We start from the raw sequence: 23380 nt of genomic DNA, 5'->3' as shown, positions 1-23380 counted from the left end.
CAAAAACCGGTGAAGAGCCGTTATACAATGAAGAGTCAGTTTTTTTATGCTGAAATTAAGGTGGTACCGCGAATATTCCTTCGCCCTTTTATAGGGTGAAGGATTTTTTTGTATAACGAGCATTTAAGGAGGAGATCTAATGGAAGAACAAAACACATCCATGTCGACTAAATATGAACCACAGACGATTGAAAAAGGCCGCTATGAATGGTGGTTGAAGGGCGATTATTTTAAAGCGCAGCCTGACAGCGAGAAAAAACCTTACTCAATTGTTATTCCGCCCCCAAACGTAACAGGGAAATTGCATCTAGGCCATGCATGGGATACAACATTGCAAGATATTTTAATTCGTATGAAACGTATGCAAGGGTATGATGCGCTTTGGCTACCTGGAATGGACCATGCAGGTATCGCTACACAAGCAAAGGTGGAAGCGAAGCTAAGAGAACAAAATATCTCTCGCTATGATTTAGGACGTGAAAAATTCCTTGAAAAAACATGGGAATGGAAAGAAGAATATGCTGGCACCATTCGTGAACAATGGTCAAAACTAGGTTTATCACTAGACTATTCACGCGAACGTTTTACATTGGATGAAGGTCTTTCAGAAGCAGTAAAAGAAGTATTCGTTAAATTATATGAAAAAGATTTAATCTACCGTGGTGAACGAATCATAAACTGGGATCCACAAGCAAAAACAGCATTGTCAGATATCGAAGTAATTTACAAGGATGTTCAAGGTGCTTTCTATCATATGGAATACCCACTAGCAGATGGCTCAGGTAAACTTGAGATTGCGACAACACGTCCTGAAACTATGCTAGGTGACTCTGGTATTGCTGTTAACCCGAACGATGAACGTTATGCACACTTAGTTGGCAAAACAGCTATTCTTCCGATTGTCGGCCGTGAACTTCCGATTGTAGCAGATGATTATGTTGATATGGAATTCGGTACAGGCGTTGTTAAAATGACGCCAGCACATGATCCGAATGATTTCGAAGTCGGCAACCGTCACAATTTAGAACGCATTAAAGTAATGAATGAAGATGGTACGATGAATGAATTGGCTGGCAAATACCAAGGTATGGACCGCTTCCAATGCCGCAAGCAGCTCGTGAAAGACTTACAAGAGCAAGGCGTCCTTATCAAGATTGTTGACCATATGCATTCTGTTGGCCATTCTGAACGTACAGGAGTAGTAGTAGAGCCTTATCTTTCAAAACAATGGTTTGTAAAAATGGCACCACTTGCAAAAGAAGCGCTAGAATTACAAGAAAAAGAAAACGAAAAAGTAAACTTTGTACCAAATCGTTTTGAAAACACCTACACACGCTGGATGGAAAATGTCCACGATTGGTGTATTTCACGCCAACTATGGTGGGGCCATCAAATTCCGGCTTGGTACCACAAAGCAACAGGCGAAGTGTACGTAGGTAAAACTGCTCCTGCAGATGAAGAAAATTGGACGCGTGATGAGGATGTCCTTGATACATGGTTCTCATCTGCTTTATGGCCTTTCTCCACAATGGGCTGGCCAGATGTAAATAGTGAAGATTTTAAACGCTATTATCCAACAAGCGCATTAGTTACAGGCTATGACATCATCTTCTTCTGGGTATCACGCATGATCTTCCAAGGGCTTGAGTTTACTGGTGAGCGTCCATTCAAAGACGTTTTAATCCATGGTTTAGTACGCGATGGGGAAGGACGTAAAATGTCCAAATCACTAGGTAACGGGGTTGATCCAATGGATGTAATCAGTCAATATGGTGCTGACTCACTTCGTTATTTCCTAGCAACAGGATCATCACCTGGCCAAGATCTTCGTTATACAACTGAAAAAGTTGAAGCTGTTTGGAACTTCTCCAATAAAATTTGGAATGCCTCACGTTTTGCTTTGATGAACATGGATGGCATGACATATGAAGAGATCGACCTAACTGGTGAAAAATCAGTTGCGGATAAATGGATTTTGACACGATTAAATGAAACCATCGAAGAAGTAACAAGACTTGCTGATAAATACGAATTCGGTGAAGTTGGCCGCCATTTACACAGCTTTATCTGGGATGATTTCTGTGACTGGTATATTGAAATGGCTAAATTACCGCTTTATGGTGAAGATGAAGCCGCGAAGAAAATGACACGTTCAGTTCTAGCTTATGTTCTCGACAATACAATGCGTTTGCTTCATCCTTTCATGCCTTTCATCACTGAAGAAATTTGGCAAAATCTACCGCATGAAGGCGAGTCTATTACTGTTGCTTCTTGGCCTGCAGTAAAGGATGATCTTCACTTTGCTAAACAATCTCAGGATATGAAATTGTTGATGGACATTATTCGTGCTGTTCGTAACATCAGAGCAGAAGTTAATACACCAATGAGCAAAAAAGTACCGATGTATATTTCTGCAAAAGATGCCCAAACACTGGCTGTCCTAGAAGAAAACAAAGCATATATTGAAAAGTTCTGTAATCCAGAAACACTTTCACTAGGTGAAAATCTACAAGTCGAAATGAAAACCATGTCAGCTGTCGTGTCAGGCGCTGAAATTTTCTTACCGCTTGAAGGTCTAATCGATGTGAAAGCAGAAATCGAACGACTTACAAACGAATTGAAAAAATGGGAACAAGAAGTCAAACGTGTTCAAGGTAAACTAAACAATGAACGCTTTGTATCCAAAGCCCCCGAAGATGTAGTTGCTGCAGAGCGTGAAAAAGAAGCAGACTACCTAGAGAAATTTAATACAGTAGAAAAACGTATTGCTGAATTAAAGAATATGTAAAGAAAAAGCCGCCCTTTTGGATAGGGGCGGCTTTTTAGTGTGAATAGAAAGTATTGCAGCCGCAAAGATTTTATATACTGTCAACCAAATAATTCACCAAAATTTCTGCCAAATCATCGTTAAACAATTCATAAAAAGATCTTGCGCCGACAGGATCCTCGATTTCATTTAACATCCAATCACCGTTCGGAAGAAGTAAGAAATCGATGCCGATATAGTCACTTAGCAGAGCTTTTTGCAGAAGCAAAATTTGTTGCGTTTGAGTCTCTGATAAAGAATATTTTTCAATTGATCCGCCACGTGTGTAATTCGAACGGAAATCATCATTGCCCACGCGTTTGACGCAGCCAATGATTTGATCACCAACAACCCATGCTCGAAGGTCTGTGGAATATGTTTCGATATAGGGTTGTAATAGTGTTGCTCTATCATGCCATTTCTTTTCATAATGCGAAAGTTGTTCAGCGTTCTGGCATAGTGCAACTTCATCGCCGCCATGCCCATCTACTGTTTTGATGATAACAGGGAAGTCACGCGCTTCGTCTAATATTGGAACAGCCGGAATACCGAGGGAATTAGCAAACTCTATTGTTTTTCTTTTATTATTTGCCAGGTCATTCACAAATGGTTTATTTACTATTCTAATTCCTGTTGATTGTATTTTTGATGCAATAGAGGCTGAGCGTGTGCGGTTCCATACAAATAGAGGATTATCCAAGCGAGCTAGAAAACTGTCGATATCTAAATCATCCACAAAGACTAACTTCAAATCCACATCTTTTCTCTTAGCAGCTTCAACTATATCTTTAATAAAAAATCTATTATTGAAGGCATCCTGCTCCTCATATAAGATATATGCTTTCATATGATCACCCAATTTTCTTCAAAATATATTGAATAAATGGCACACCGACATTGATGCCAGTCACTTCATATAAGTTGCGAATATGCGCTGCTGCGTTCACTTCACATACGAGTGGCACTTCGTTAGGTCCAAATAGAAGGTCAACACCTGCAAATTCGGCGCCAACTGCTTTTGCCGCACGGAGCGCAATATCTTTTTGCTCCTTTGTTAATGCAATTTTTTCTGCAACGCCACCGTTTGTGATATTCGCCCTGAAATCTGTTTCCGAATGGCGATACATAGCAGCTGCTACCTCATCGCCGATTATATTGACGCGAATATCTCTGCCACGGCTAGAGGAAATAAACTCTTGAAAGACAAAATCAACGCCTCTCAATTCATCTACTTTTTCATAGAAGTCCTTTTCGGTTGAAATAAGATAAACTTTCATGCCGAATGAGCCGTGGCCTTCTTTTATAATCATAGGTAAGCCCAACGTTTTAAGTACATTTTCAAAATAACCGCTATCTCTTATGGTGAATTTAGGATATACCTTTGGTGCAATGATAGTTGTTGGCATTGGTATTCCTTTACTAGCAAGCTGTATGTATTGTTTTGCTTTGTTATCGCATGTTTCAATTACTTCTGGGTCATTGAATATAGGGATTCCTTTATTTTTTAGGTAAGTGGCTAATAAAATATCTTTATCTAAGAAAATCACAAAGTCAGGCTTTTTCTCTAGTTCCTCGTCAAGCTTCATCATAATCTCATAGTTTTTATATATCACTGGTCTCACATCAAGAGCTTCCGCCGCTTCCGCCATCAACCTTGCTTGATCTAAAAACTTATCATTTATTAAGCTACCATTATATATAATCCAACATGTTTTCATCATCAAAACCCTCTCACACAAGTGCTATAATATATTTTAAAGTGTAGCATGAAAAATGTAGAATACATAGAATGGAGTTTTTACCTTGATACCTAAATTAGACTATTATAAGGAACGTTTCCATATATCGAGCGATTCAGCAATTAAACCGGGATTAACTGCAATTCAAGAAGCGCTAGAGTTAGTAGGGCACCCGGAAAAAAACTTGCCGGTTATTCATTTAGCAGGCACTAACGGTAAGGGGTCTACGCTTACAATGATTGAGCGAATAGCTCAATGCCATGACTTAAAAACAGCCTCTTTCATGTCACCATGCATGAAGGACGTACATGACCAAATCAAATTAAACGGGGAGCCAATTACGCCTGATGAATTAGCTGCCATCTTTAGTATTATGAGAGATTCAGATTTAGACGGAAAATGTACTGATTTTGAATTACTAACAGTAGCAGCCTTTCTAGCATTCCAGCGTTTTCAAGCTGATATTGTGTTAATTGAATGCGGAATGGGTGGACGTTATGACAGCACAAATGTTGTGATACCCACCGTTTCAGTTGTACCTAGCATTGCGTTAGAGCATACAAATTTTTTAGGTGATACATTAGCTAGTATCGCGGGCCATAAGGCAGGCATTATAAAACAAGGTAGACCAATAATTACAGGTGATCTGCCAGAAGATGCAATGGCAGTTTTTATAGAAGAAGCCAAGCATTGTGAAGCTCCGCTTTTTGTATATGGAAAAGATTTCTCTGTTGAGGGAGAAGAGAAATCAGAAACCTATATCGCACCAAATTTTCGAATTAATAATCTAGACCGTAGCATGCCGGGAATGCACCAGCGTAGCAATATGGCGCTAGCAATCACAGCATTCCTCCAATTTGCACAGCATCTACATATACAAGTTCACCCAGAGGCTATTCAAAATGGGATTAGCCATGCGGAACTTGCAGGCCGCTTTGAGAAAATTTCCAGCAAATTATACATTGATGGAGCTCATAATCCCGCAAGTGCAAGAACACTAGTAGATACCGTTAAAGAACAGTTCAGAGGTCAAAAGATACACTTTATTGTAGGTATGTTGAGAGACAAGGATGTAAAAGGTGTTTTGCGTATATTAGAAGAAGTAGGGACTGGTTTTACATTTGTTGATGTAGATAATGAGCGTGCGATGCCTGCTGAAAACTTATATAACTTATCTAACAGTCATGTTAAAGAGGTCTCAAAGAAAAATATTCGTCATATAATAGAGGAAAAAAATGATGAAATAGTCATTATAACCGGCTCTTTATATTTGCTTGCAAGTTGGCGGGATGAGTTATTAAATGGGTAAAAATGTCTATTTTTGATAATTGAAACTATTTTAACTTGTGGTATAATTTACATTATCTATTTGCTGAATGGGAGGAAAGCAGGAGTGAAAAAGTCGTTTGCATTTCAACTTGTGGTCTTCATGATATGGATCGTTTGCATACCTCTCAGCATCTATACGGTATATCAATATTATCCGCCGAATGAAGCTACTAATTGGCCATTGTTAGCAGGTTTTACGGCATTAAGCCTTTTAACCTCGGCGTTTCCAGCATTCATTAATGGAACTCCCTTTTTCTTAACACAATGGGTAAGTCTCGCTTTGTTTTTGCGTTTTGGATTATTTATTGAAATAGTAGTTTTTCAGATTTCATTAGTTCCTTTACTATATAATTTGAAATTAAATCGCAATATGTTATATCGGATTCCATGGAATTCTATTATGTTTTTCCTTGTATCACTTCTCAGCGGATTAGCTTTTTTATGGCTTGGTGGAGATATACATTCCATGAACACAGTGGACATTGTAGGATATGGTTTGCTTTATATTATTGTAAACATTACAGCAAATCATGCTCTTATCAAAATCAGTGGGATACTATTAGGACAACGGATAAGATTCTTTACGATTGATGATACTTGGGATTATCTTATTTGTGCGTTTGCACTTCCAATGGGTCTTAGTCTTTATCTGCTTGGTCAGTATGTAGGTGTACTTTCAATAATTCTTCTTGGTATTCCATTTTATATGGCTACGCGACTATTGCAGCTTTATACCACAACGAGTAAAGTTAATAAAGAACTTTCAGAAGCAGCCCATTTTGGTCACCAATTAGCAGATCAACTGGATTCGGAGGAAACGTTAGACTTATTTATTGAACGCGTACCGAAAATGGTTTCTATAGATGGACTTTATTTGATTGATCGCCGACAGCAGACGGGTACATTATCTGTACTACGAGCTTATGAAAATGGAAAACAAATCTTAAAGAATGCAACGCATAAAGAATTAAGCCATAGTTTGTTATCTGAAACGATAGAAAGTGCAGATAAAACTGTATTTTGTAAACGTGAAGAATGGTTGCCATATAGTGGTTCCTTTTTACTTCCGAATACGCAAAGTGCTCTTGTTTTGCCGTTTTGTCGAAATCATCAATTGGAAGGTGTACTACTGCTAACATCACGTAAGAAGAATAATTTCCAAGACTATCAGGTGAAAATGCTTGAATTAATTAGCTCCTACTTTATTGTTTCATTAGAAAAGGCTCGGTATGTAGAAAAAGCAAAACATAGTAGTGAACGATGTGGTTTGACAGGGTTATATAATTATCGTTATTTTGAAGATTATCTAAATTCCAAGATGAATGAATTAAAGGAACACACCATTTCAAACCTGTCTCTTATTATGCTCGATATCGACTATTTCAAAGGTATAAACGATCGATATGGTCATGAGAGCGGTAACGAAATACTTCGTGGTTTAGCCGCAGTCTTGAAACGAGAAGTCGGGGAAAAGGGTACACTTGCACGCTATGGCGGCGAGGAATTCGTCATCCTCTTACCAAACTATACAAAACAACAAGCATTGCTACTAGCTGAAAAGCTACGCGAGCGAATTGAAATGCAACCGTTTGAAATTGTGCCGGATCTACTTGAAAACGTCAAGCACCTTATTGTCCACATCACCGCAAGCATCGGAGTATCTTCAGCTTATGAAGATACCGACAATGCTACAAACCTTCTCCGCAACGCTGATCATGCGATGTATAAGGGAGCGAAGGAGCAGGGGAGGAATAAGGTGGCGGGGTTTTAGTGGATTTGCATAAAAAAAGCTGCCTGTTTGGCAGCTTTTTTTATTTCTTTAATTCAACTTCTTTCTGGTCAACCTCGGTGACTAGATTATTGGCACTTTTATAATCAATGTAAGTATAATTTTTAGATGAGTTGGGGGTATCAAAAATATCAGTATTTATATCACTCGTTGGATTAAATATCTTTATATTCCCTGAACCGGTTACATTTTTTGCCTTAACATATCCAGTTATTGTTGCTGAACCAGAAGCTGAAAGATTACTTTCAGGTAGATAAAAAATTTGTCCATTTGTTTCGTTATCTCCTGAAATAGTAACTGAATGTTTACCTAAGACAATAATGTTTCCGTTTATTTTGCATTGGTTAGTGTTTAGATCTGAATTCTTAATAAAAATGTTAGCGTTTATTTTTTTTCCACCCCAATTTGAAAAGTAAGGAGTTTCTGGTTTATCGCTTAAATAATAGATTGTAGTATCAAAATTACTTCTTGGCTTTCCATCTGACGAATTTAATTGATTTATACTTCCTAATCCTAGTGAGCTCTTAACATAGATTTTTAGAATGCCATTTCCAGAAATGCTGATGTCTTGGTTATCCATATTTAAAGTGTCAACATAAATTGAATAGACTTCATTTTTGCTCCGGTTTGGGAGTTTTATTTCAATGGGTTTTTGAACTCCAAATTTGTTGAAATATAAATTTTTTTGAGAATCTGAAAAGGTAAGAGTACTTCCTCCGTTAGATGAAGGGAAATCACTTGTAGTTATTTGGAAATCCACAGACGGGATTTTAGGTTTAAACTGATCACTATCCATATTTGTGCAAGTTTGGCCTTCGTATATTTTTGTAGGGTCATTCATTAAACTCAAAAGATTTTTAGGTTTAGGTAAATTGTTTATTGTTACATTTTCAAACTTTTTAATTGAAGTGCTAGATGAAACGATTTTTTGGGCCGCATAAACTGTTCCACTCATTCCGCCATTAGTAATGTAAACATTATTTTCAGATACAATATCTCCATTAATAGGAGGGTTGTTATTAATAGTTATATCACCTTTACTATATAGTTGTCCTGAGATAGTTGGTCTATTAGGGATTTTTATACTTTGGCTAGCGTAAATATTTCCTCCGAAATTTATCGAATTATTGATTTCTAAACTTCCAAATGAGTAGAAATTCCCTTTGATATTACCGTTGGCGGAGAGTTTCCCTCCTTCTTTTAATATCACATCACCTTCTATATCTAAGGATCCAGTAGAGTTTATGGAGTTGAAATCTCCATTTGAACATGCCTTAAACGTGCTTGGCTGTTCGTCATTTGAAGTTTCTTCTTTACCCTCTGTATTAGCATTTAATGTTATCTTAATTGTTTGGGAAACTTTGCGTGTTGTTTTATCACCAATCTTACCTGTTGAATTAATAGAGTACTGTAAAGAGTTCAACTTACTATTGCTTGTTACGACATTATTAAGAGGTTCAATTTCTGTAAGAGAAAATGGTGTTAAATTATTTTGTATTTGGGTTGAATATATTTTTTTGATAGGATAGTTATTAGTATTTTTATTTGCTTCAATGTAACTATTTACTGCTTTCATTGTACTTTGTAAAAATTTTTCTTCAAAGGGGTATGTAGCTTTTTCTTCAACTTTCAAACTATCGTAATCTATTTTAGTCTTATTAAATGCATTATTTGCGATTTCATTAATTTTCGCTCTTACTTGAGATACGCCTGACTCAGCAATATAGTATACGGATTGATAATTTCTTTCGTTATCCGATTGTTTTAAAGTTGTGGAAGTTACCTTCATTAATGAGACACCAAGAATTGAAATTATTAATATAATAGAAACCGCAATTATAAGAGTGTAACCTTGTTCGTTTTTAAAGATTTTTATCATTTTACCCCTCATTGTTATCACCTCGCAAATTAATAACTGTTTGCTGTTTATATCCATTCGTGCCCTCAATAATAATGCTGCAATTATTCCCTGACTTCGTAACCTTAAAGTTTTTAATATTCTCTATAAAAGGTTCGCGATTTTTATTAATTTGATTCTTTTGTTTGTCAATTTCATATAAATTCGAATTGATTTGTACTCCATTTGCTTTTTCAATTATATAGGAAGGGTTTGATGTCATTCTTATTTCTTTTGTAATTACTTTTAGTGCATAAGAAACTTCGTTAATTTCACTATTAGTCTCGAATTGCTGATTATATTGTTTTTGGCTTCCTATTTGTACATTAATAAGTATGATAGTCAAAATGGATATTAGGACAAAGGCTGCCAAAACTTCTATTAATGTTATTCCATTTTGTTTTCTAATAATATTTCTCACTTTGAAACGCCCCATTCAACTACATTTTCCATCTGAGCTTTTTTTGCTTTTTTAATCAAATCTTCATTAATACAAACGTTAAGGATTTTGTGATTTCCTTCTGTCTCATAGACATTAATAATTACATTAGAAAGATTTGTGGGAAAGTCCTGATTTTGTGTGATCCTCATCACGGTAGTAATAGTGGTATTGGGGTTAGGCTTTTTTTCTTTTTTATATATTGAATATTTTAAACTTGTAGAAGGAACAATCCCTGAACATTCTTTAGAATACCCCATCTCTGAGTTATTAGTTATCCACGTTTTTTCGGCAGTAGCAAGAGAATCACTATTAGTTATTGTTTCGTACGCATTCTCCATCTCCGTCTGCGCAATATAAGTCGCATCTACAATACTCTTTGAACTTTTGGTCGTCTTTGAACCTTGTACAAACAGTGTAAAGAATGAAAAGAGGATAATAATCAAAAGCACAAAGGAAGCGATAACTTCGACAAGGGTGAGTCCTTTCTCATTTTGAATAATTTTTTTAAGTTGACTTACCATGTATGACGTCCTTTCTGCTATCCACTGAACTATACTGGAGTGGAAATCTCATATTACTTCAGCTTAAGGGCATAACCAAATTGTTTATTTTTGCTAATTTTAAGGTATGGATGTAAAATTATTTATTTTATATTTTATAAATTTTGGATGGAGGATATTTTAACTTATTTTCTTTAATTTTTAAATATTTTACATAATATTATAATAAATTCTAACCTTTTAATATATATTACATTTAATATTATAGGGTTGCTATGAGTTTTATCACATTATATAGTTTAAATTTCATTTAAAAATAATAATTGAGTGAAAAAAGTCATATCTTTTATTCGGATTACCATTTATAATAACAGTATCCTAACAATATCCTAGAAATATAAATTAAGCAACGAGATAGGTGATGAGATGAAAGTCACTCCAATATATAAAATTATTACAGGTTTATTCTTACTTTTTATAATACTAGCATCCGCGAGTTATGTGAATTTGCATGTTTTTGCTGCTTATAGTGGTTCGACAATCGGATCTGTCGCTGTAGAGGACTTATCAGATGGCGAAGTTAAAAAGCAATTAAACCGTGCGATAAATAAATGGAAGAATTCAGAACTTTCAGTCCTAGTGGGTGGGAAAAAAGTCCTTTTGGAAGCAGAGGATTTCCAATTTAATAGTGATGAATCCATCAGTACATATAAAAATCGCACTGCAAAACCTTGGTATGCGTTTTGGAGAAAGACCCCAATTGTACATGAACCATTACAGGTTAGTGCTACTGATTCCTTAGTGGAAAAAATAAGTGAACATACAAAACAAAATAGCGATGAGATTGCATCACAAGTACTCAAAGCAGCTTCTTATTTAAGGAAATTCCCACTTAAGATAAAGGATGCTGATTTTTCAATCGAAGATGGTGAACGGATTTCTTTCCAAGCTGTTTCAGTCAAGGATGCTGATTTAAGTAACATCGTTGCATTAGCGAAGCAATTAGATGGTTATATTTTTGAACCTAACAAACCTTTCTCTTTCAATTCATTCATAGAGCAAGAAGAAATTAACAATGATCGCTCATTAAGCCTCATGGCATCTGCTTTATATAGTAATGTTTTACAAAGTTCATTCGAAATTACAGAGCGCCATCAAGCTGAAGAAATACCGACATACGTCAAGCCAGGTTATGAAGCGATAGTTAGCCCATTTTTAGATAAGGATTTGAAATTTATTTCTAAAGGAACAGTTCCTGCCAAGATAGTTGCAACGGTCAGTGGCAATGAATTAAAGGTATCGCTTTATTCACTGTCTGGAAGCCCTGAAGTCTTAGTTTACGAGAAAGATAGAAGAGCCATTGAACCACGTACCATATACCGCTATATGTCCAATTTAGCGGAAGGGGATAGTAAGACTGTAGAGAAAGCGAAACCAGGTTTACAAGTTTACATTTATCGAACGATAACAGACGAGAATGGTAAAACAGAAAATCAATTAATGAGTCAAAATTATTATCATCCAATAAATCAAGTCATTGAAACATCGGCAAAACAAACAGCACCAATAGATAATAGTTCTGAGCCTACTACAGATGAATATGTGGAGAATCAGCAGGGGACGGATCAGGGATTAGGTGAACCACAGCAAGAGGAGTCAACAAGCCAACAACCTATGCCTAGTAAGGACAAGAATTCAAAAGATGATTCAGAGTTGAATTCTTCAAAAGAGCCTCAAGCAACCACAAGTAAAAATGGAGGCAGTGTTCCAAAAGGAAGCCATTACAATAAAACAGGTGATATTGTTACTCCGAATGATTCGAAATAAGGGGGATTCTCATGGTACTTTCAAAAAGAAAAAGGCTTGGTGATTTATTAGTTGAAGCAGGTGCCATTACGTCGCAGCAGCTTGACTATGCACTTCAAAATAAATCAAAAGATGAGAAACTCGGCGACTATTTAATTAGGGAAAATTTACTTACCGAGCAGCAATTGATTGAAGTTTTGGAAATCCAGTTAGGAATACCTCAGATTAGTATTAGCCAATTTGTAATTGATCCAGAGCTTGTGCACCTATTGCCTAAAGAAATCGCAAAACGTTCGCTCATTATGCCTTTAACTCGGGAAAAAAATAAGTTGTTAATTGCAATGGCTGATCCAATGGATTATTTCTCGATTGAAGAAGTTCGCATGGCAACTGGCTGCCAAATTGAGACAGCAATCGCATCAAAAGATGAGTTAAATAAAGCTATTAGCAAGTACTATGATTTGCAGGAAACTATGGATGCAGCTCTTAATAACTTAGTTCCATCTGAAACATTTGAAGAGCCAGAAATGTTCGACGATGATTCACCGATAGTCAAATTAGTCAATCAAATCATCTCTAATGCAGTAGTACAAAGAGCAAGTGATATTCATTTTGATCCGCAGGAAACTGAGTTACGTATCAGGTACCGAATTGATGGAGTTTTAAGAACAGAGCGTTCATTGCCACGCAATATGCAAAATATGATCATTGCGCGAATTAAGATTATGGGTAATTTGAATATAACAGAAAACCGATTGCCCCAAGATGGACGGATTAAAGCGAATATTAATCTTCATCCTGTTGATATTCGGCTTTCTACTTTGCCAACAGTATATGGCGAAAAAGTAGTTATGCGGGTGTTAGACTTGACCAACTCGCATGGAGATTTGCAAAAGCTTGGTTTTTCATCAATGAACTTGATGCATTTTAAAGAAGTAATTAGCAAGCCAAATGGTATTGTCTTAATCACAGGTCCGACTGGATCAGGGAAGTCTTCTACACTATCTACTACACTTAACTATTTAAATAGTGAAGAAGTGAACATTATTACCGTTGAAGACCCAGTGGAATATCAGATTGAAGGTGTGAATCAAATACAAGTACGCGAAGAAATCGGCTTGACCTTTGCTACTGGTTTACGTTCCATTCTGAGACAAGACCCTGACATCATCATGATAGGTGAAATTCGAGATACTGAAACGGCCCAAATTGCTACACGTGCGTCTTTGACAGGTCATCTAGTACTGAGCACATTACATACAAATAGCGCAGCAGAATCTATTTCACGCCTATTCGACATGGGTATTGAACCATTCTTGCTATCATCTTCAGTAGTTGGCGTCGTGGCGCAGCGCCTCGTACGCCGAGTATGCAGAGATTGCGGAAAGTACGAAAATGTTTCACCTGAAGAAAAAGATATTTTTTTAAATCATGACATAACTATTTCACATGTTAAGCGTGGAAGTGGCTGTCCATCTTGCAATAACACAGGATATAGAGGGCGTTTTGCAATCCATGAATTATTAATCGTAGACGAAAAAGTGAAAGAATTAATTTTGAACAGAGCCAGTCTTACGGAAATCAAAAAACATATGGCAACACATGGTTATCGTACATTGCTTGAAGACGGGCTTTTAAAAGTGGCGGATGGCCTAACAACAACCGAAGAGATTCTTCGAGTAGCAACTGATGAATAAGGTGTGATGAAATGACAAAATCAATCGTTGAATTACTAACATATGCAGATGAAGCCAATGCATCCGACCTGCATGCTACGGTCGGTGTGCCACCATATTACAGAATTGATGGAGCATTACAGCCATATGGCGAAGAAATACTAACGCCGGATGATTTAAATAAGATGATTTTAGAAGTTTTGCCACCTCACCGAATGGAAGAATTCGAGACAAAAGGTGAAGTAGACTTTAACTATTCACTTCCAGGGCGATGCCGTTTTCGAATGAATGCCTATCATCAGCGAAATAGCTCCACATTGGCAGCAAGGAAAATCACAGCGGAAATTCCTACAATTGATGATTTGGGCATGCCTGCTGTACTAAAAGAATTGTGTCAAAAACCCCAAGGGCTCATTCTTGTGACAGGCCCAACAGGATCAGGTAAATCAACGACACTAGCAGCAATGATTGATTATATTAACAAGTATCAAGCGAAACACATCATTACATTAGAGGACCCCATTGAGTATTTGCATAAGCATGGTCAATCGATTGTTAATCAGCGAGAAGTAGGGTCTGACACTAAGAGCTTCGCCAATGGATTGCGAGCCGCTCTCCGTCAAGATCCCGATATTATTCTAGTAGGGGAAATGCGAGACTTGGAGACGATTTCAACAGCCATCACGGCTGCTGAGACAGGGCATCTAGTCATGGCGACATTGCATACAAGCAGTGCGCCAACGACGATTGATCGTATTATTGATGTGTTTCCACCTCATCAGCAAGGACAAATCCGTATACAACTTGCCAACGTTTTGCAAGGAATTATTTCTCAACGCCTATTTAAAAGAATCGATAAACCAGGGCGTGTAGCTGCGACTGAGATATTAATTCAAACACCTTCTGTCGCAAATTTAATTCGTAATGACAAAGTTCATCAGCTGACTAACATTATGCAGACAAACCGAGCGCTAGGTATGCATACAATTGATAGTTCGATCCAACAATTGCTGTCAAGAAAAATTATTGACTTTGAAACAGCTAAGGTTTACATGAATGCGGGTGATTTTGCATGACGGTCTACCGCTTTACAGGACGGAATATACAAGGTGTCATGGAAAAAGGCACTATAGAAGCTGATTCAAAGCAGATAGCGATAAAAAAATTACGTGACCGTGGCGTTAACCCTCGGCAAATAGATGAATCGAAAAGTATTCTGCATAGGGATTTATCACTTGGTAAAGCGATGAAAAATGAAGATTTCGTAATTTATTGCCGCCAATTCGCAACATTAATTCGTGCCGGAATTTCCATTGTAGAGGCAACCCATATACTAGCGGACCAAACGTCAAGTAAGGGCTTGAAGAAAGCGTTGAAGGGTGTTGAAGAAGACATACGTTCAGGGATTGCCTTCTCAGCCGCTGCTGCCAAGTATCCAAAAATCTTCCCGGTTCTTTTCGTAAATATGATGAAAGCAGGGGAAGCAACGGGTAATCTTGATGATACGCTGGACCGTATGGCGTTTAGTTATGAGAAGTCATTTAAATTGAAGAAGAAAATCCAATCAGCAATGAGTTATCCGATTGTACTTGTTATTTTGATTATTCTGGTATCTGCGTTTATGCTTTTGTGGCTTGTGCCACAATTTACAGCAAATTTCGCGAGCTTTGGAGCAGAATTACCCGCTATTACATTAATGGTTCTAGGGTTTAGTAATGCGTTAAAGGCCTATTGGTGGATTTTCTTTCTCGTAGGGAGCGCTATTATTGGAGCCTTTCTATACCTCTTTCAAAAGAATCCAAAGTTTAACTTTTATGTTCATTATATTTTGTTGAAAATGCCGATTTTCGGGAAAGTGCTGCAAAAGTCAGCCATAGCTCGGATGACGCGGACGCTCGCTTCACTTTTTAGCAGCTCAGTGCCAATTCTAAATGCATTAAGTATTGTCGAGAAAATTATCGGCGATCCAGTGATTGAAGAGGTTGTTCATAAATCACGTACCTCACTTGAAAAAGGAAGCTCGTTAGCAGAACCATTAAAGGAAAGCTGGGTCTTCCCACCCCTCGTTACGCAGATGGTCTCTATCGGTGAACAGACTGGCTCCCTCGACTACATGCTTGAGAAAATAGCTGAGTTTTATGAAGACGATGTGGATCGTACTGTAGATTCATTAAAAGCGTTAATCGAACCAATTATGATTATCCTCTTAGCAGGTATCGTTGGTTTTATCATGGCAGCCGTACTGTTGCCGATGTATAGCTTGTACGAACAAGTCGGTTAAATATTCTATATTGAGAGGAGGTGAAAGGAAATTGATGAACGAAAAGAAAGTAGATTTCCTAGGTGAAGAACCTACATACAAAAAAGGAGGAATTATTATGTTTGATAAAATGAAATTGAAAATGAAAAAAGCGATAAAGAATGAAAAGGGTGTAACATTAATTGAATTATTAGCAGTTATTGTTATTATAGCAATTATTGCTTTGATTGCAGTTCCTGCTATAGGTAATATTATCCAAAATTCTAAAGATAAATCTATTTTAGCTGATACACAAACTGTCTTGGCTGGTGCAAAGATCGCCATAGCTGAAGGAGTTTGTACAACTTCTGAGGATAAAGCAAGTATTACTTGCGATAAAGCAACCTTACAACCTTATGTGGAAGGTGTAACATTGGCAACAGATGATAAAGTCGTAAAAACAGTTAGTAGTTCGTCTTACTCTATACAATATGATGCATTAAAAAATATAAAAAGTTCAAAATTTAGCAATGGAATTACAGGTACTCCTAAAAACATTATTACTGATACAGTACTAGCTCAAAATATGGGAAATAAATAACTTGAGATACATTTTAGCAGCAGCGTAGGCTGCTGTTCTCCATCTCTTTAATCTTTCGCTGAAGAAAGCAACCAAGACTACACGCCAACAGTTGCTTTCTCCATCGAAGCATTAAAGCTATAAAGCTTTTTCTTTTCTCCTAGGGGGTACTGACATGTTGTTTAAAAAGAAAAGACGCCATGTGGCGCTCGTTTATAATGATTTTATGTTAAAGGCACTGGCATCAAACAGTGATGATTTGTCTCAAGCTAGATACTTTTCCGTGGCGCTTGATGAAGGAATAGTCGTAGAAGGCATCATTGAGGATGAATTTGCCTTTTTTGAGTTGTTAAAAGTTCAGGTGAAGAGTTGGGGTATTAAGGGGTATGATGCCCGTTTTTATGTACCTGAGAGTACGGTCATGATGAAGAGTATTGACCATCCTTCTGACCTGAAAGGCAAAAGCGAAATTAGAGCATTTGTTGAAATGGAAATAGGGCGTTCCATTCATTTACCCTTTGAAAACCCATTGATTGATATATATGATGCAGATGAAAATGATGGTAAGGCGACTATTTTCGCCACGAATGCGGATGAAGTAAGAAAAATTACAGGACTCTTGGATGATGCCGGCCTTCATCCGTCAGTTGCTGATATTAAGGTAATCTCACTGCTTCGCCTGGTAAACGAAGCGATTGATGGTTTGAGTGAAACGACGACACTTCTTATTGATTGGAGTATCAATGAGCTTTCACTTGCTATTTATTCAGCAGGTGAAGTAGAGTTCCTGCGTTTCCAAACAGTCGAGACAGAGCGTGCGAAATGGAGAACCCGCATGACAGAAGAAGGCTTTGATTATATCTATGAAGATGATGTCATGAACTACCATGCTGCGCTTATGGAGCCTTTAGCTGAAATCGAGCGGATTATTAATTTTTATCGATACTCATTAAATAAAGGGGAAAAGGGTGTGGATCGCCTGTTATTGACAGGGGATAACCCAGAAATAGCATATATAGCGGACATGCTTGAAAGCCAATTGAATTTACCTGTTGATGTGTTTGATGATGAGTTAATGGCAAAGGTCACGCCTGACTTCTATGTACAGCAAGCAGGTTTGGTTAGCCTTGCATTGAAGGAGGCTCCCACAGCATGATTCCAAATATTAACCTCCTTCCAAAAGTTGAGCGTAGGACGTCCAATAAATCGTTGTTATGGCTCTCTGGCACGATTTTGCTTTTAATTTTCATTGGCGTAGGGTCTTATTACTATTCATTGCAAAATGAAGTTAAATCACTCACTCAACAGCACCAAAACCTAGTAATCCAGAATGAAGCATCGGCAAAGGAAATGGCCAGTCTGCAATCAGCAGGGCAAGGCTCATTTGACCAATCTGTCCAGTATGTCGAATCGGTATCCTATCCGGTAACACCTATTGTTGACAGTGTGAAAGGCTATTTGGCCTCTTACGAGAAGCTGACTTCTCTTACATATGGTGAAACTGGTGTTACGGTCATTATTGATTTTGAAACGCTTCATGGCATCTCTACATATGTCCAAAATGTATTGACAGACCCTTTGTTTAGCGATGTACAAGTAACAAGTGTCGAGTCCTTCGACCCAGCGAAAAAAGAGTATGAAGAAGCTGTTGAAAGCGACCATTTGATTCCGCGATACAAGGCGACGATGGTGCTTTCCATTAATCGAGCAAAATTACTGGCAGAAGGTGATACGCAATGAACTCACTCGGACAAAACAAAAAAGTGACAGTTATTCTAGTTATCGTGCTCGTCTTCTTAATCGGATTTGCGGTATACTACTATCTTCTTTTGCCGAAAATGGAAGAGAGAGATTCATTGACCGCACAGATAAACGATGCACGAGCAGAATCTGCTACGCTAAATAATCAAATTAAAACAATGAAAGACAATCAACAAGCGACGAAAAAAAGCCCGACAGAGTTGATGGCTAAGGTACCGACATCAATTGAATTGAGTGATTTAATTAAATCGATAGAACAAGTCGAATTGGGCAGTGATACGCAGATAGTGGATATGGCGTTTAACAACTATGATGCGTCAGTAAAGGAAACTCTACAAACTACAATTGAAGATAATAGTTTGGATAACGGCCAATCAACTAATGGCCAAGCCCAAGCAACAGGCGATATAAATAAAGATGAAAATACAAATGCTCAGACGACAACTGATGCTAAAACGAGTAATAATACAAATACTGAAAATGCAAACGAAGTGGTAACAAACGAACAAAATAATGATGAGACATTGCCTGTTTCTCCGATTTCGCTTGATAGTCTACCAGATTCATTAAAGTTGGTTACGATGAATGTGACGGTCGCAGCGAAAGGTGAAAAAGAAATTAAAGAGTTTTTAAAGGAAATTGAGATATTGCCGCGAATTATGCGTATAGATGCAGTGACGTATGAATCCCCGAATAAAGACGTTGAAGCATCAACAGATTCAGAAGAAAATACAAAGGACGAGTTATTACAAGCGACCATTCAACTTACAACTTTCTATTATGTCGGTCAAGTGGATGATCAAAACGTGAAATAGGAAGTGACTAATTTGGATATTGTGTATGCGATGGTATGTATGATTTTTGGCTTTGTTTTTGGTTCTTTTTATAATGTTGTGGGATTAAGGGTGCCACGGCATGAGTCTATCGTGTCACCACCTTCTCATTGTGAAGGATGCGGGCGGCGTTTGTCAGCGTTGGATTTAGTGCCTGTCTTGTCCTATCTATTCCTAAGAGGGAAATGCCGAACTTGTGATGCGAAAATTGGTTTTTTCCATCCTTTTATGGAATTGTTGACAGGCCTTTTTTTCGGGCTTGCTTATTTGCATTTCGGGCCTTCTCGAGAGCTAATTGTCGCTCTTCTCTTTATATCATTATTGGTGATTATCACCGTTTCTGATATCGTCTATATGTTAATTCCTGATAAAGTTTTATTGCCTTTTGCGCTTATATTGATCATTTTACGAGTGGTATCGCCGCTTGAACCCTGGTGGGACGCATTTGCTGGAGCGGTGATCGGCTTTAGTATTTTATTTTTGATTGCACTTGTTTCAAAAGGAGGAATGGGTGGCGGAGATATTAAGTTATTCTTTGTCATTGGCCTTGTACTGGGTATTCAGCACACAATGCTAGCACTCTTTCTATCAGCACTCATTGGGCTTGTAGCAGGCCTTATCGGTATACTATGGCAGAAAAAAGGACGCAAACAGCCAATCCCTTTTGGTCCTTGGATTGCGTTAGCAAGTTTAATCGTCTTTTTTTACGGTGAGAACTTGCTCGAATGGTACAGTAATTTGTTTTTTTAAAGAGAAAAGTTTTTAGGACAAGGCGACAGCAGTCTTGTCTTTTTTTATGCCATTTCTGATAGGGTAATAGGGAGGAGTGATGACATGAAATTTAATCGTGGCAAGAAACGAGAAAAGACACATTTTATGATGGCTGCAGTAGTACATGGTATTTTGATTGGAGTAGCAGGGGTATTGCTCTTCTTTTTCATCCTAAATGCTGCTGAAAAACGGACAATCGCTGAGGAAAAGGAATTATCGAAAAGCAGCGCATTACAAAAAGTAAAAAATACGAGTAGCGAATCAAAGTTCTATGCCATGCAATACGGCGTGTATTCATCTGAACAAGCTGCAAATGATTTTCTAGCAGGTCATCCTGAATTAGTGAACGTCGCAATTGTGCCGGCAGGAAAACAATATTACTTATGGGGCGGGATTGACCATAGAGAAAAGAATATCAAAAAAATTGTCAATAAAGATTCCTTCATCAAACCTTTCGCATTGTCAGGAGCTAGTTGTGATGAACAAGGATTAAAAATGTTACCACAGATGCTTAGAGCCGACAACTTGTCGAAATTAAATTTTAATAATTCTAAAAAAGCAACAGTATTGCCAATGAATTGGAATACGAATGTGAAGGCCGTTACTAAAGGCTCCAAAGAATTAGAAAGTGTAAAATTGCAGTTATTGGCTCATTATGCAGCCCAAAACGACTGCCTTAATATTAAATTTTAAACTGTTAAAGCATACAAAAAATAAATTTCACCTATTTTCCGTAATTTCCCTTATTTGTACTGGTCGATTATGATAGTAAAAAGGGGGAGAGCGCATGTCTATCGTTTTAAAGAAAAATATCATTCTATTGAATCCTGAGGGAAATTGTGAAGAACTTTTTGAAGAGCTTCAACTGCCTTTTTCAACCACACATCAACACATCCTGGTGGGTGATCATTTGCCGGAAAATCCTTTCGAATATGCTAATACAACCGTTGTCATCAAATTGCTTCGTATGAAAGCACCTCATGAGTCGCTTTGTTATTTGCATGTGAAGCGCGTTATTAGCATAGAGGGCACTCTTTTGCCATTGCCCCAATCCAAAAATGAAGCAAGAAACTTTCTAAAACGTTTATCTAATAGGCAACACCGCGTGACGACAGCTGTAGGGATCCGATATGATCAACAGCTCTCGTCTTTTGTTGTTGCATCAGATGTGACGATGAAATGCTTGTCAGAGAAAATAATCCAACAATACATTGAAACAGGGGAACCTTTCGAACAAGATATTGGTTATAATATTATGGGAGTCGGACAGAACTTAGTCAGTAGGATAGATGGCTGCAAATATAATGTTGCAGGCCTTCCTACCAAAATATTAAAAGACTTTTTGAGCGAAAAAGGGATTATGTCGGCATCAGAGGAGGCGGAAGTGCATGGCCACTAATATGGACCTTCCCCTGATGATCCGCGATGTGCATGTTGATGATAGACCAAGAGAGCGTCTTAAAAGGCAAGGAGCCGAAAGTTTATCGAATCAAGAACTCATCGCTATATTGCTTCGGACAGGCACAAAAAAAGAATCGGTGCTTCATCTTTCTAATCGTATATTGACGCACTTTGAACAGCTGCATGAGCTGAAAAATGCAACAATTGAAGAAATCACCGCAATTAAGGGGATTGGTGAGGCAAAGGCGATTCAACTTTTAGCTTCCATAGAACTTGGCAAAAGACTACATAAGCAGAGGACAGACGAACGCTATACGATTCGTTCTCCAAAGGACGCAGCGAATTATTTAATGCCGGATATGACATCGCTTTTGCAAGAAAACTTTGTGACGCTCTTTTTAAATGTCAAAAATCAAATTATTCATCAGCAAACGATTTTTATCGGTAGTTTAAATGCAAGTATTGTGCACCCACGGGAAGTATTTCGTGAAGCGGTAAAACGTTCGGCTGCTTCTATCATTTGCGCACACAACCACCCAAGTGGTAACCCTGCTCCAAGTCCGGAAGATATAGACGTGACGAAGCGTTTGCAAGAAGCTGGTTTAATTATGGGGATTGAGCTTCTTGACCACGTAATTATAGGAGATCATCAATTTATAAGTTTAAAAGAGAAAGGTTATATGTAGTACTGTAATTTTTCCTACTTATCCGTTATAATGAAACGTATGATTTTCAAGACTTCTTAAAGTTTATGGCTAAAAATAGAAAGGAAGAACAAAACGTGTTTGGATTAGGTGGAAAAGATGTCGGGATTGACCTCGGCACAGCAAATACATTGGTATTTTTAAAAGGAAAAGGCATTGTGCTTCGTGAACCATCAGTAGTAGCGAAGAATACAAAAACAGGTGAAATTGTAGCAGTTGGTAATGATGCGAAAAATATGATCGGTCGTACACCAGGATCTATTGTAGCTATTCGTCCGATGAAAGACGGAGTTATTGCAGATTTCGACATTACTACAACAATGATTGAGTATTATATGAAAGAAGCAATGAAAGCTTCAGGCGGCAACTGGAAAAAACCAAATGTGATGATTTGTGTACCATATGGTATTACTTCAGTAGAACAGCGTGCTGTTATTGATGCCTCTCGCCAAGCTGGCGCAAAAGAAGCATACACAATTGAAGAACCATTTGCAGCTGCAATTGGCGCAAATCTACCAGTCTGGGAACCTACAGGTAGTATGGTAGTTGATATCGGTGGCGGTACATCTGAAGTAGCGGTAATTTCATTAGGTGGTATTGTAACAAGTGAATCTGTCCGTGTTGGCGGGGATGCGATGGATGCTGCTATAACAGCTTATATCCGTAAAACATACAACCTGACAATCGGTGAACGTACAGCTGAAACTATCAAGATGGAAATCGGTTCTGCTAGCCCAGAAGGTGAAGTAGAGACAATGGAAATTCGCGGTCGCGATCTTGTGACAGGACTTCCTAAAACTATTGAAATCACATCTATTGAAATTGTAGATGCTTTAAAAGAGTCGATTGCGGCTATTATTGACGGCGTAAAGAAAACACTAGAACAAACGCCACCAGAATTATCTGCTGATGTAATGGAACGAGGAATTGTACTTACTGGCGGTGGCGCGCTGCTTAAAAACTTGGACAAAGTGATCAGCGACGAAACAAATATGCCTGTATTTATTGCAGAAAACCCATTAGACTGTGTAGCGATCGGAACTGGTATGGCACTTGACAATATCGATTTAATGCGTCGCCACCAATCAAAATAAGGGGGAAATAGGC

General features: G+C 37.8%; 21 protein-coding genes and 1 other annotated feature (1 of these 22 running past the window's edge). Of the genes, 16 read left to right on the top strand and 5 right to left on the bottom strand.

Annotated elements, in window-relative coordinates; all coding sequences use genetic code 11:
* Positions 1-91 (top strand) — a binding site (T-box leader); it begins 123 nt to the left of the window's first position.
* Between the two features lie 48 nt (positions 92-139).
* Complete coding sequence (locus F0527_RS10085; protein WP_150284720.1) at positions 140-2788, top strand: valine--tRNA ligase; 2649 nt, start codon at positions 140-142, stop codon at positions 2786-2788.
* Between the two features lie 70 nt (positions 2789-2858).
* Here F0527_RS10085 and F0527_RS10080 read toward each other — a convergent pair whose 3' ends face one another.
* Both F0527_RS10080 and F0527_RS10075 read right to left on the bottom strand, forming a co-directional pair.
* Positions 2859-3653 carry an ATP-grasp domain-containing protein gene (locus F0527_RS10080; protein ID WP_150284719.1) on the bottom strand — a complete coding sequence of 265 codons (795 nt, stop codon included), beginning with the start codon at positions 3651-3653 and terminating at the stop codon, positions 2859-2861.
* A gap of 4 nt (positions 3654-3657) precedes the next feature.
* Positions 3658-4524, bottom strand: a complete 867-nt coding sequence (locus tag F0527_RS10075) for an ATP-grasp domain-containing protein (RefSeq protein WP_150284958.1) — start codon at positions 4522-4524, stop codon at positions 3658-3660.
* An 85-nt stretch (positions 4525-4609) separates the two neighbouring features.
* Here F0527_RS10075 and F0527_RS10070 point away from each other — a divergent pair, with 85 nt between their 5' ends.
* The gene (locus F0527_RS10070; RefSeq protein ID WP_150284718.1) at positions 4610-5854 is read left to right on the top strand and encodes a bifunctional folylpolyglutamate synthase/dihydrofolate synthase; all 1245 of its coding nucleotides are present in this window, start codon (positions 4610-4612) and stop codon (positions 5852-5854) included.
* A gap of 84 nt (positions 5855-5938) precedes the next feature.
* On the top strand, positions 5939-7645 hold the full coding sequence (locus F0527_RS10065; RefSeq protein WP_150284717.1) for a sensor domain-containing diguanylate cyclase: 1707 nt from the start codon (positions 5939-5941) through the stop codon (positions 7643-7645).
* A 40-nt stretch (positions 7646-7685) separates the two neighbouring features.
* Here F0527_RS10065 and F0527_RS10060 read toward each other — a convergent pair whose 3' ends face one another.
* Genes F0527_RS10060 through F0527_RS10050 form a run of 3 tightly spaced genes read right to left on the bottom strand, consistent with a single transcriptional unit; the run spans position 7686 to position 10523 of the window.
* Complete coding sequence (locus F0527_RS10060) at positions 7686-9542, bottom strand: PilX N-terminal domain-containing pilus assembly protein (protein ID WP_150284716.1); 1857 nt, start codon at positions 9540-9542, stop codon at positions 7686-7688.
* A 1-nt stretch (position 9543) separates the two neighbouring features.
* On the bottom strand, positions 9544-9981 hold the full coding sequence (locus tag F0527_RS10055; RefSeq protein WP_190323434.1) for a prepilin-type N-terminal cleavage/methylation domain-containing protein: 438 nt from the start codon (positions 9979-9981) through the stop codon (positions 9544-9546).
* Positions 9978-10523: a type IV pilus modification PilV family protein gene (locus F0527_RS10050; protein WP_150284714.1), complete on the bottom strand. Its 546-nt coding sequence runs from the start codon at positions 10521-10523 to the stop codon at positions 9978-9980. Before F0527_RS10050 ends, F0527_RS10055 begins: the two co-directional genes overlap by 4 nt.
* Before the next feature lie 405 nt (positions 10524-10928).
* Between F0527_RS10050 and F0527_RS10045 the strand changes: the two genes are divergently transcribed.
* The 13 genes from F0527_RS10045 to F0527_RS09985 all read left to right on the top strand — a co-directional run bounded on the left by F0527_RS10045 (position 10929) and on the right by F0527_RS09985 (position 23367).
* A complete protein-coding gene (locus tag F0527_RS10045; protein WP_150284713.1) occupies positions 10929-12329 on the top strand; it encodes a VanW family protein in 1401 nt (466 codons plus the stop codon).
* 11 nt (positions 12330-12340) lie between these two features.
* Positions 12341-14005, top strand: coding sequence for a GspE/PulE family protein (locus tag F0527_RS10040; RefSeq protein ID WP_150284712.1), 1665 nt, complete (start codon positions 12341-12343; stop codon positions 14003-14005).
* Between the two features lie 11 nt (positions 14006-14016).
* Complete coding sequence (locus F0527_RS10035; protein ID WP_150284711.1) at positions 14017-15060, top strand: type IV pilus twitching motility protein PilT; 1044 nt, start codon at positions 14017-14019, stop codon at positions 15058-15060.
* Complete coding sequence (locus F0527_RS10030) at positions 15057-16265, top strand: type II secretion system F family protein (protein ID WP_150284710.1); 1209 nt, start codon at positions 15057-15059, stop codon at positions 16263-16265. The genes F0527_RS10035 and F0527_RS10030 overlap by 4 nt, the downstream gene beginning before the upstream one ends.
* Positions 16266-16374: 109 nt before the next feature.
* Positions 16375-16824, top strand: coding sequence for a prepilin-type N-terminal cleavage/methylation domain-containing protein (locus tag F0527_RS10025; protein WP_150284957.1), 450 nt, complete (start codon positions 16375-16377; stop codon positions 16822-16824).
* A 154-nt stretch (positions 16825-16978) separates the two neighbouring features.
* On the top strand, positions 16979-17959 hold the full coding sequence (gene pilM / locus F0527_RS10020) for a type IV pilus biogenesis protein PilM (protein ID WP_150284709.1): 981 nt from the start codon (positions 16979-16981) through the stop codon (positions 17957-17959).
* The gene (locus tag F0527_RS10015) at positions 17956-18543 is read left to right on the top strand and encodes an LCP family protein (protein WP_150284708.1); all 588 of its coding nucleotides are present in this window, start codon (positions 17956-17958) and stop codon (positions 18541-18543) included. The genes pilM and F0527_RS10015 overlap by 4 nt, the downstream gene beginning before the upstream one ends.
* Positions 18540-19379 carry a hypothetical protein gene (locus tag F0527_RS10010; protein WP_150284707.1) on the top strand — a complete coding sequence of 280 codons (840 nt, stop codon included), beginning with the start codon at positions 18540-18542 and terminating at the stop codon, positions 19377-19379. Before F0527_RS10015 ends, F0527_RS10010 begins: the two co-directional genes overlap by 4 nt.
* Positions 19380-19391: 12 nt before the next feature.
* Positions 19392-20147: a prepilin peptidase gene (locus tag F0527_RS10005; RefSeq protein ID WP_150284706.1), complete on the top strand. Its 756-nt coding sequence runs from the start codon at positions 19392-19394 to the stop codon at positions 20145-20147.
* 84 nt (positions 20148-20231) lie between these two features.
* Entirely contained in the window at positions 20232-20861 is a 630-nt protein-coding gene (locus F0527_RS10000; RefSeq protein WP_150284705.1) for a hypothetical protein, read from the top strand.
* A 94-nt stretch (positions 20862-20955) separates the two neighbouring features.
* The gene (locus tag F0527_RS09995; protein ID WP_150284704.1) at positions 20956-21567 is read left to right on the top strand and encodes a Maf family protein; all 612 of its coding nucleotides are present in this window, start codon (positions 20956-20958) and stop codon (positions 21565-21567) included.
* A complete protein-coding gene (radC, locus tag F0527_RS09990; protein ID WP_304621415.1) occupies positions 21557-22255 on the top strand; it encodes a RadC family protein in 699 nt (232 codons plus the stop codon). The genes F0527_RS09995 and radC overlap by 11 nt, the downstream gene beginning before the upstream one ends.
* Positions 22256-22350: 95 nt before the next feature.
* Positions 22351-23367, top strand: a complete 1017-nt coding sequence (locus F0527_RS09985) for a rod shape-determining protein (RefSeq protein ID WP_147195809.1) — start codon at positions 22351-22353, stop codon at positions 23365-23367.
* Positions 23368-23380: the final 13 nt, after the last annotated feature.

Origin of the sequence: Rummeliibacillus sp. TYF-LIM-RU47 (genome assembly GCF_008638315.1) — a bacterium.
Lineage (GTDB): Bacteria > Bacillota > Bacilli > Bacillales_A > Planococcaceae > Rummeliibacillus > Rummeliibacillus stabekisii.
The sequence above is the reverse complement of the archived record's forward strand: the minus strand, read 5'-3'. Positions and strand labels throughout refer to the sequence as shown.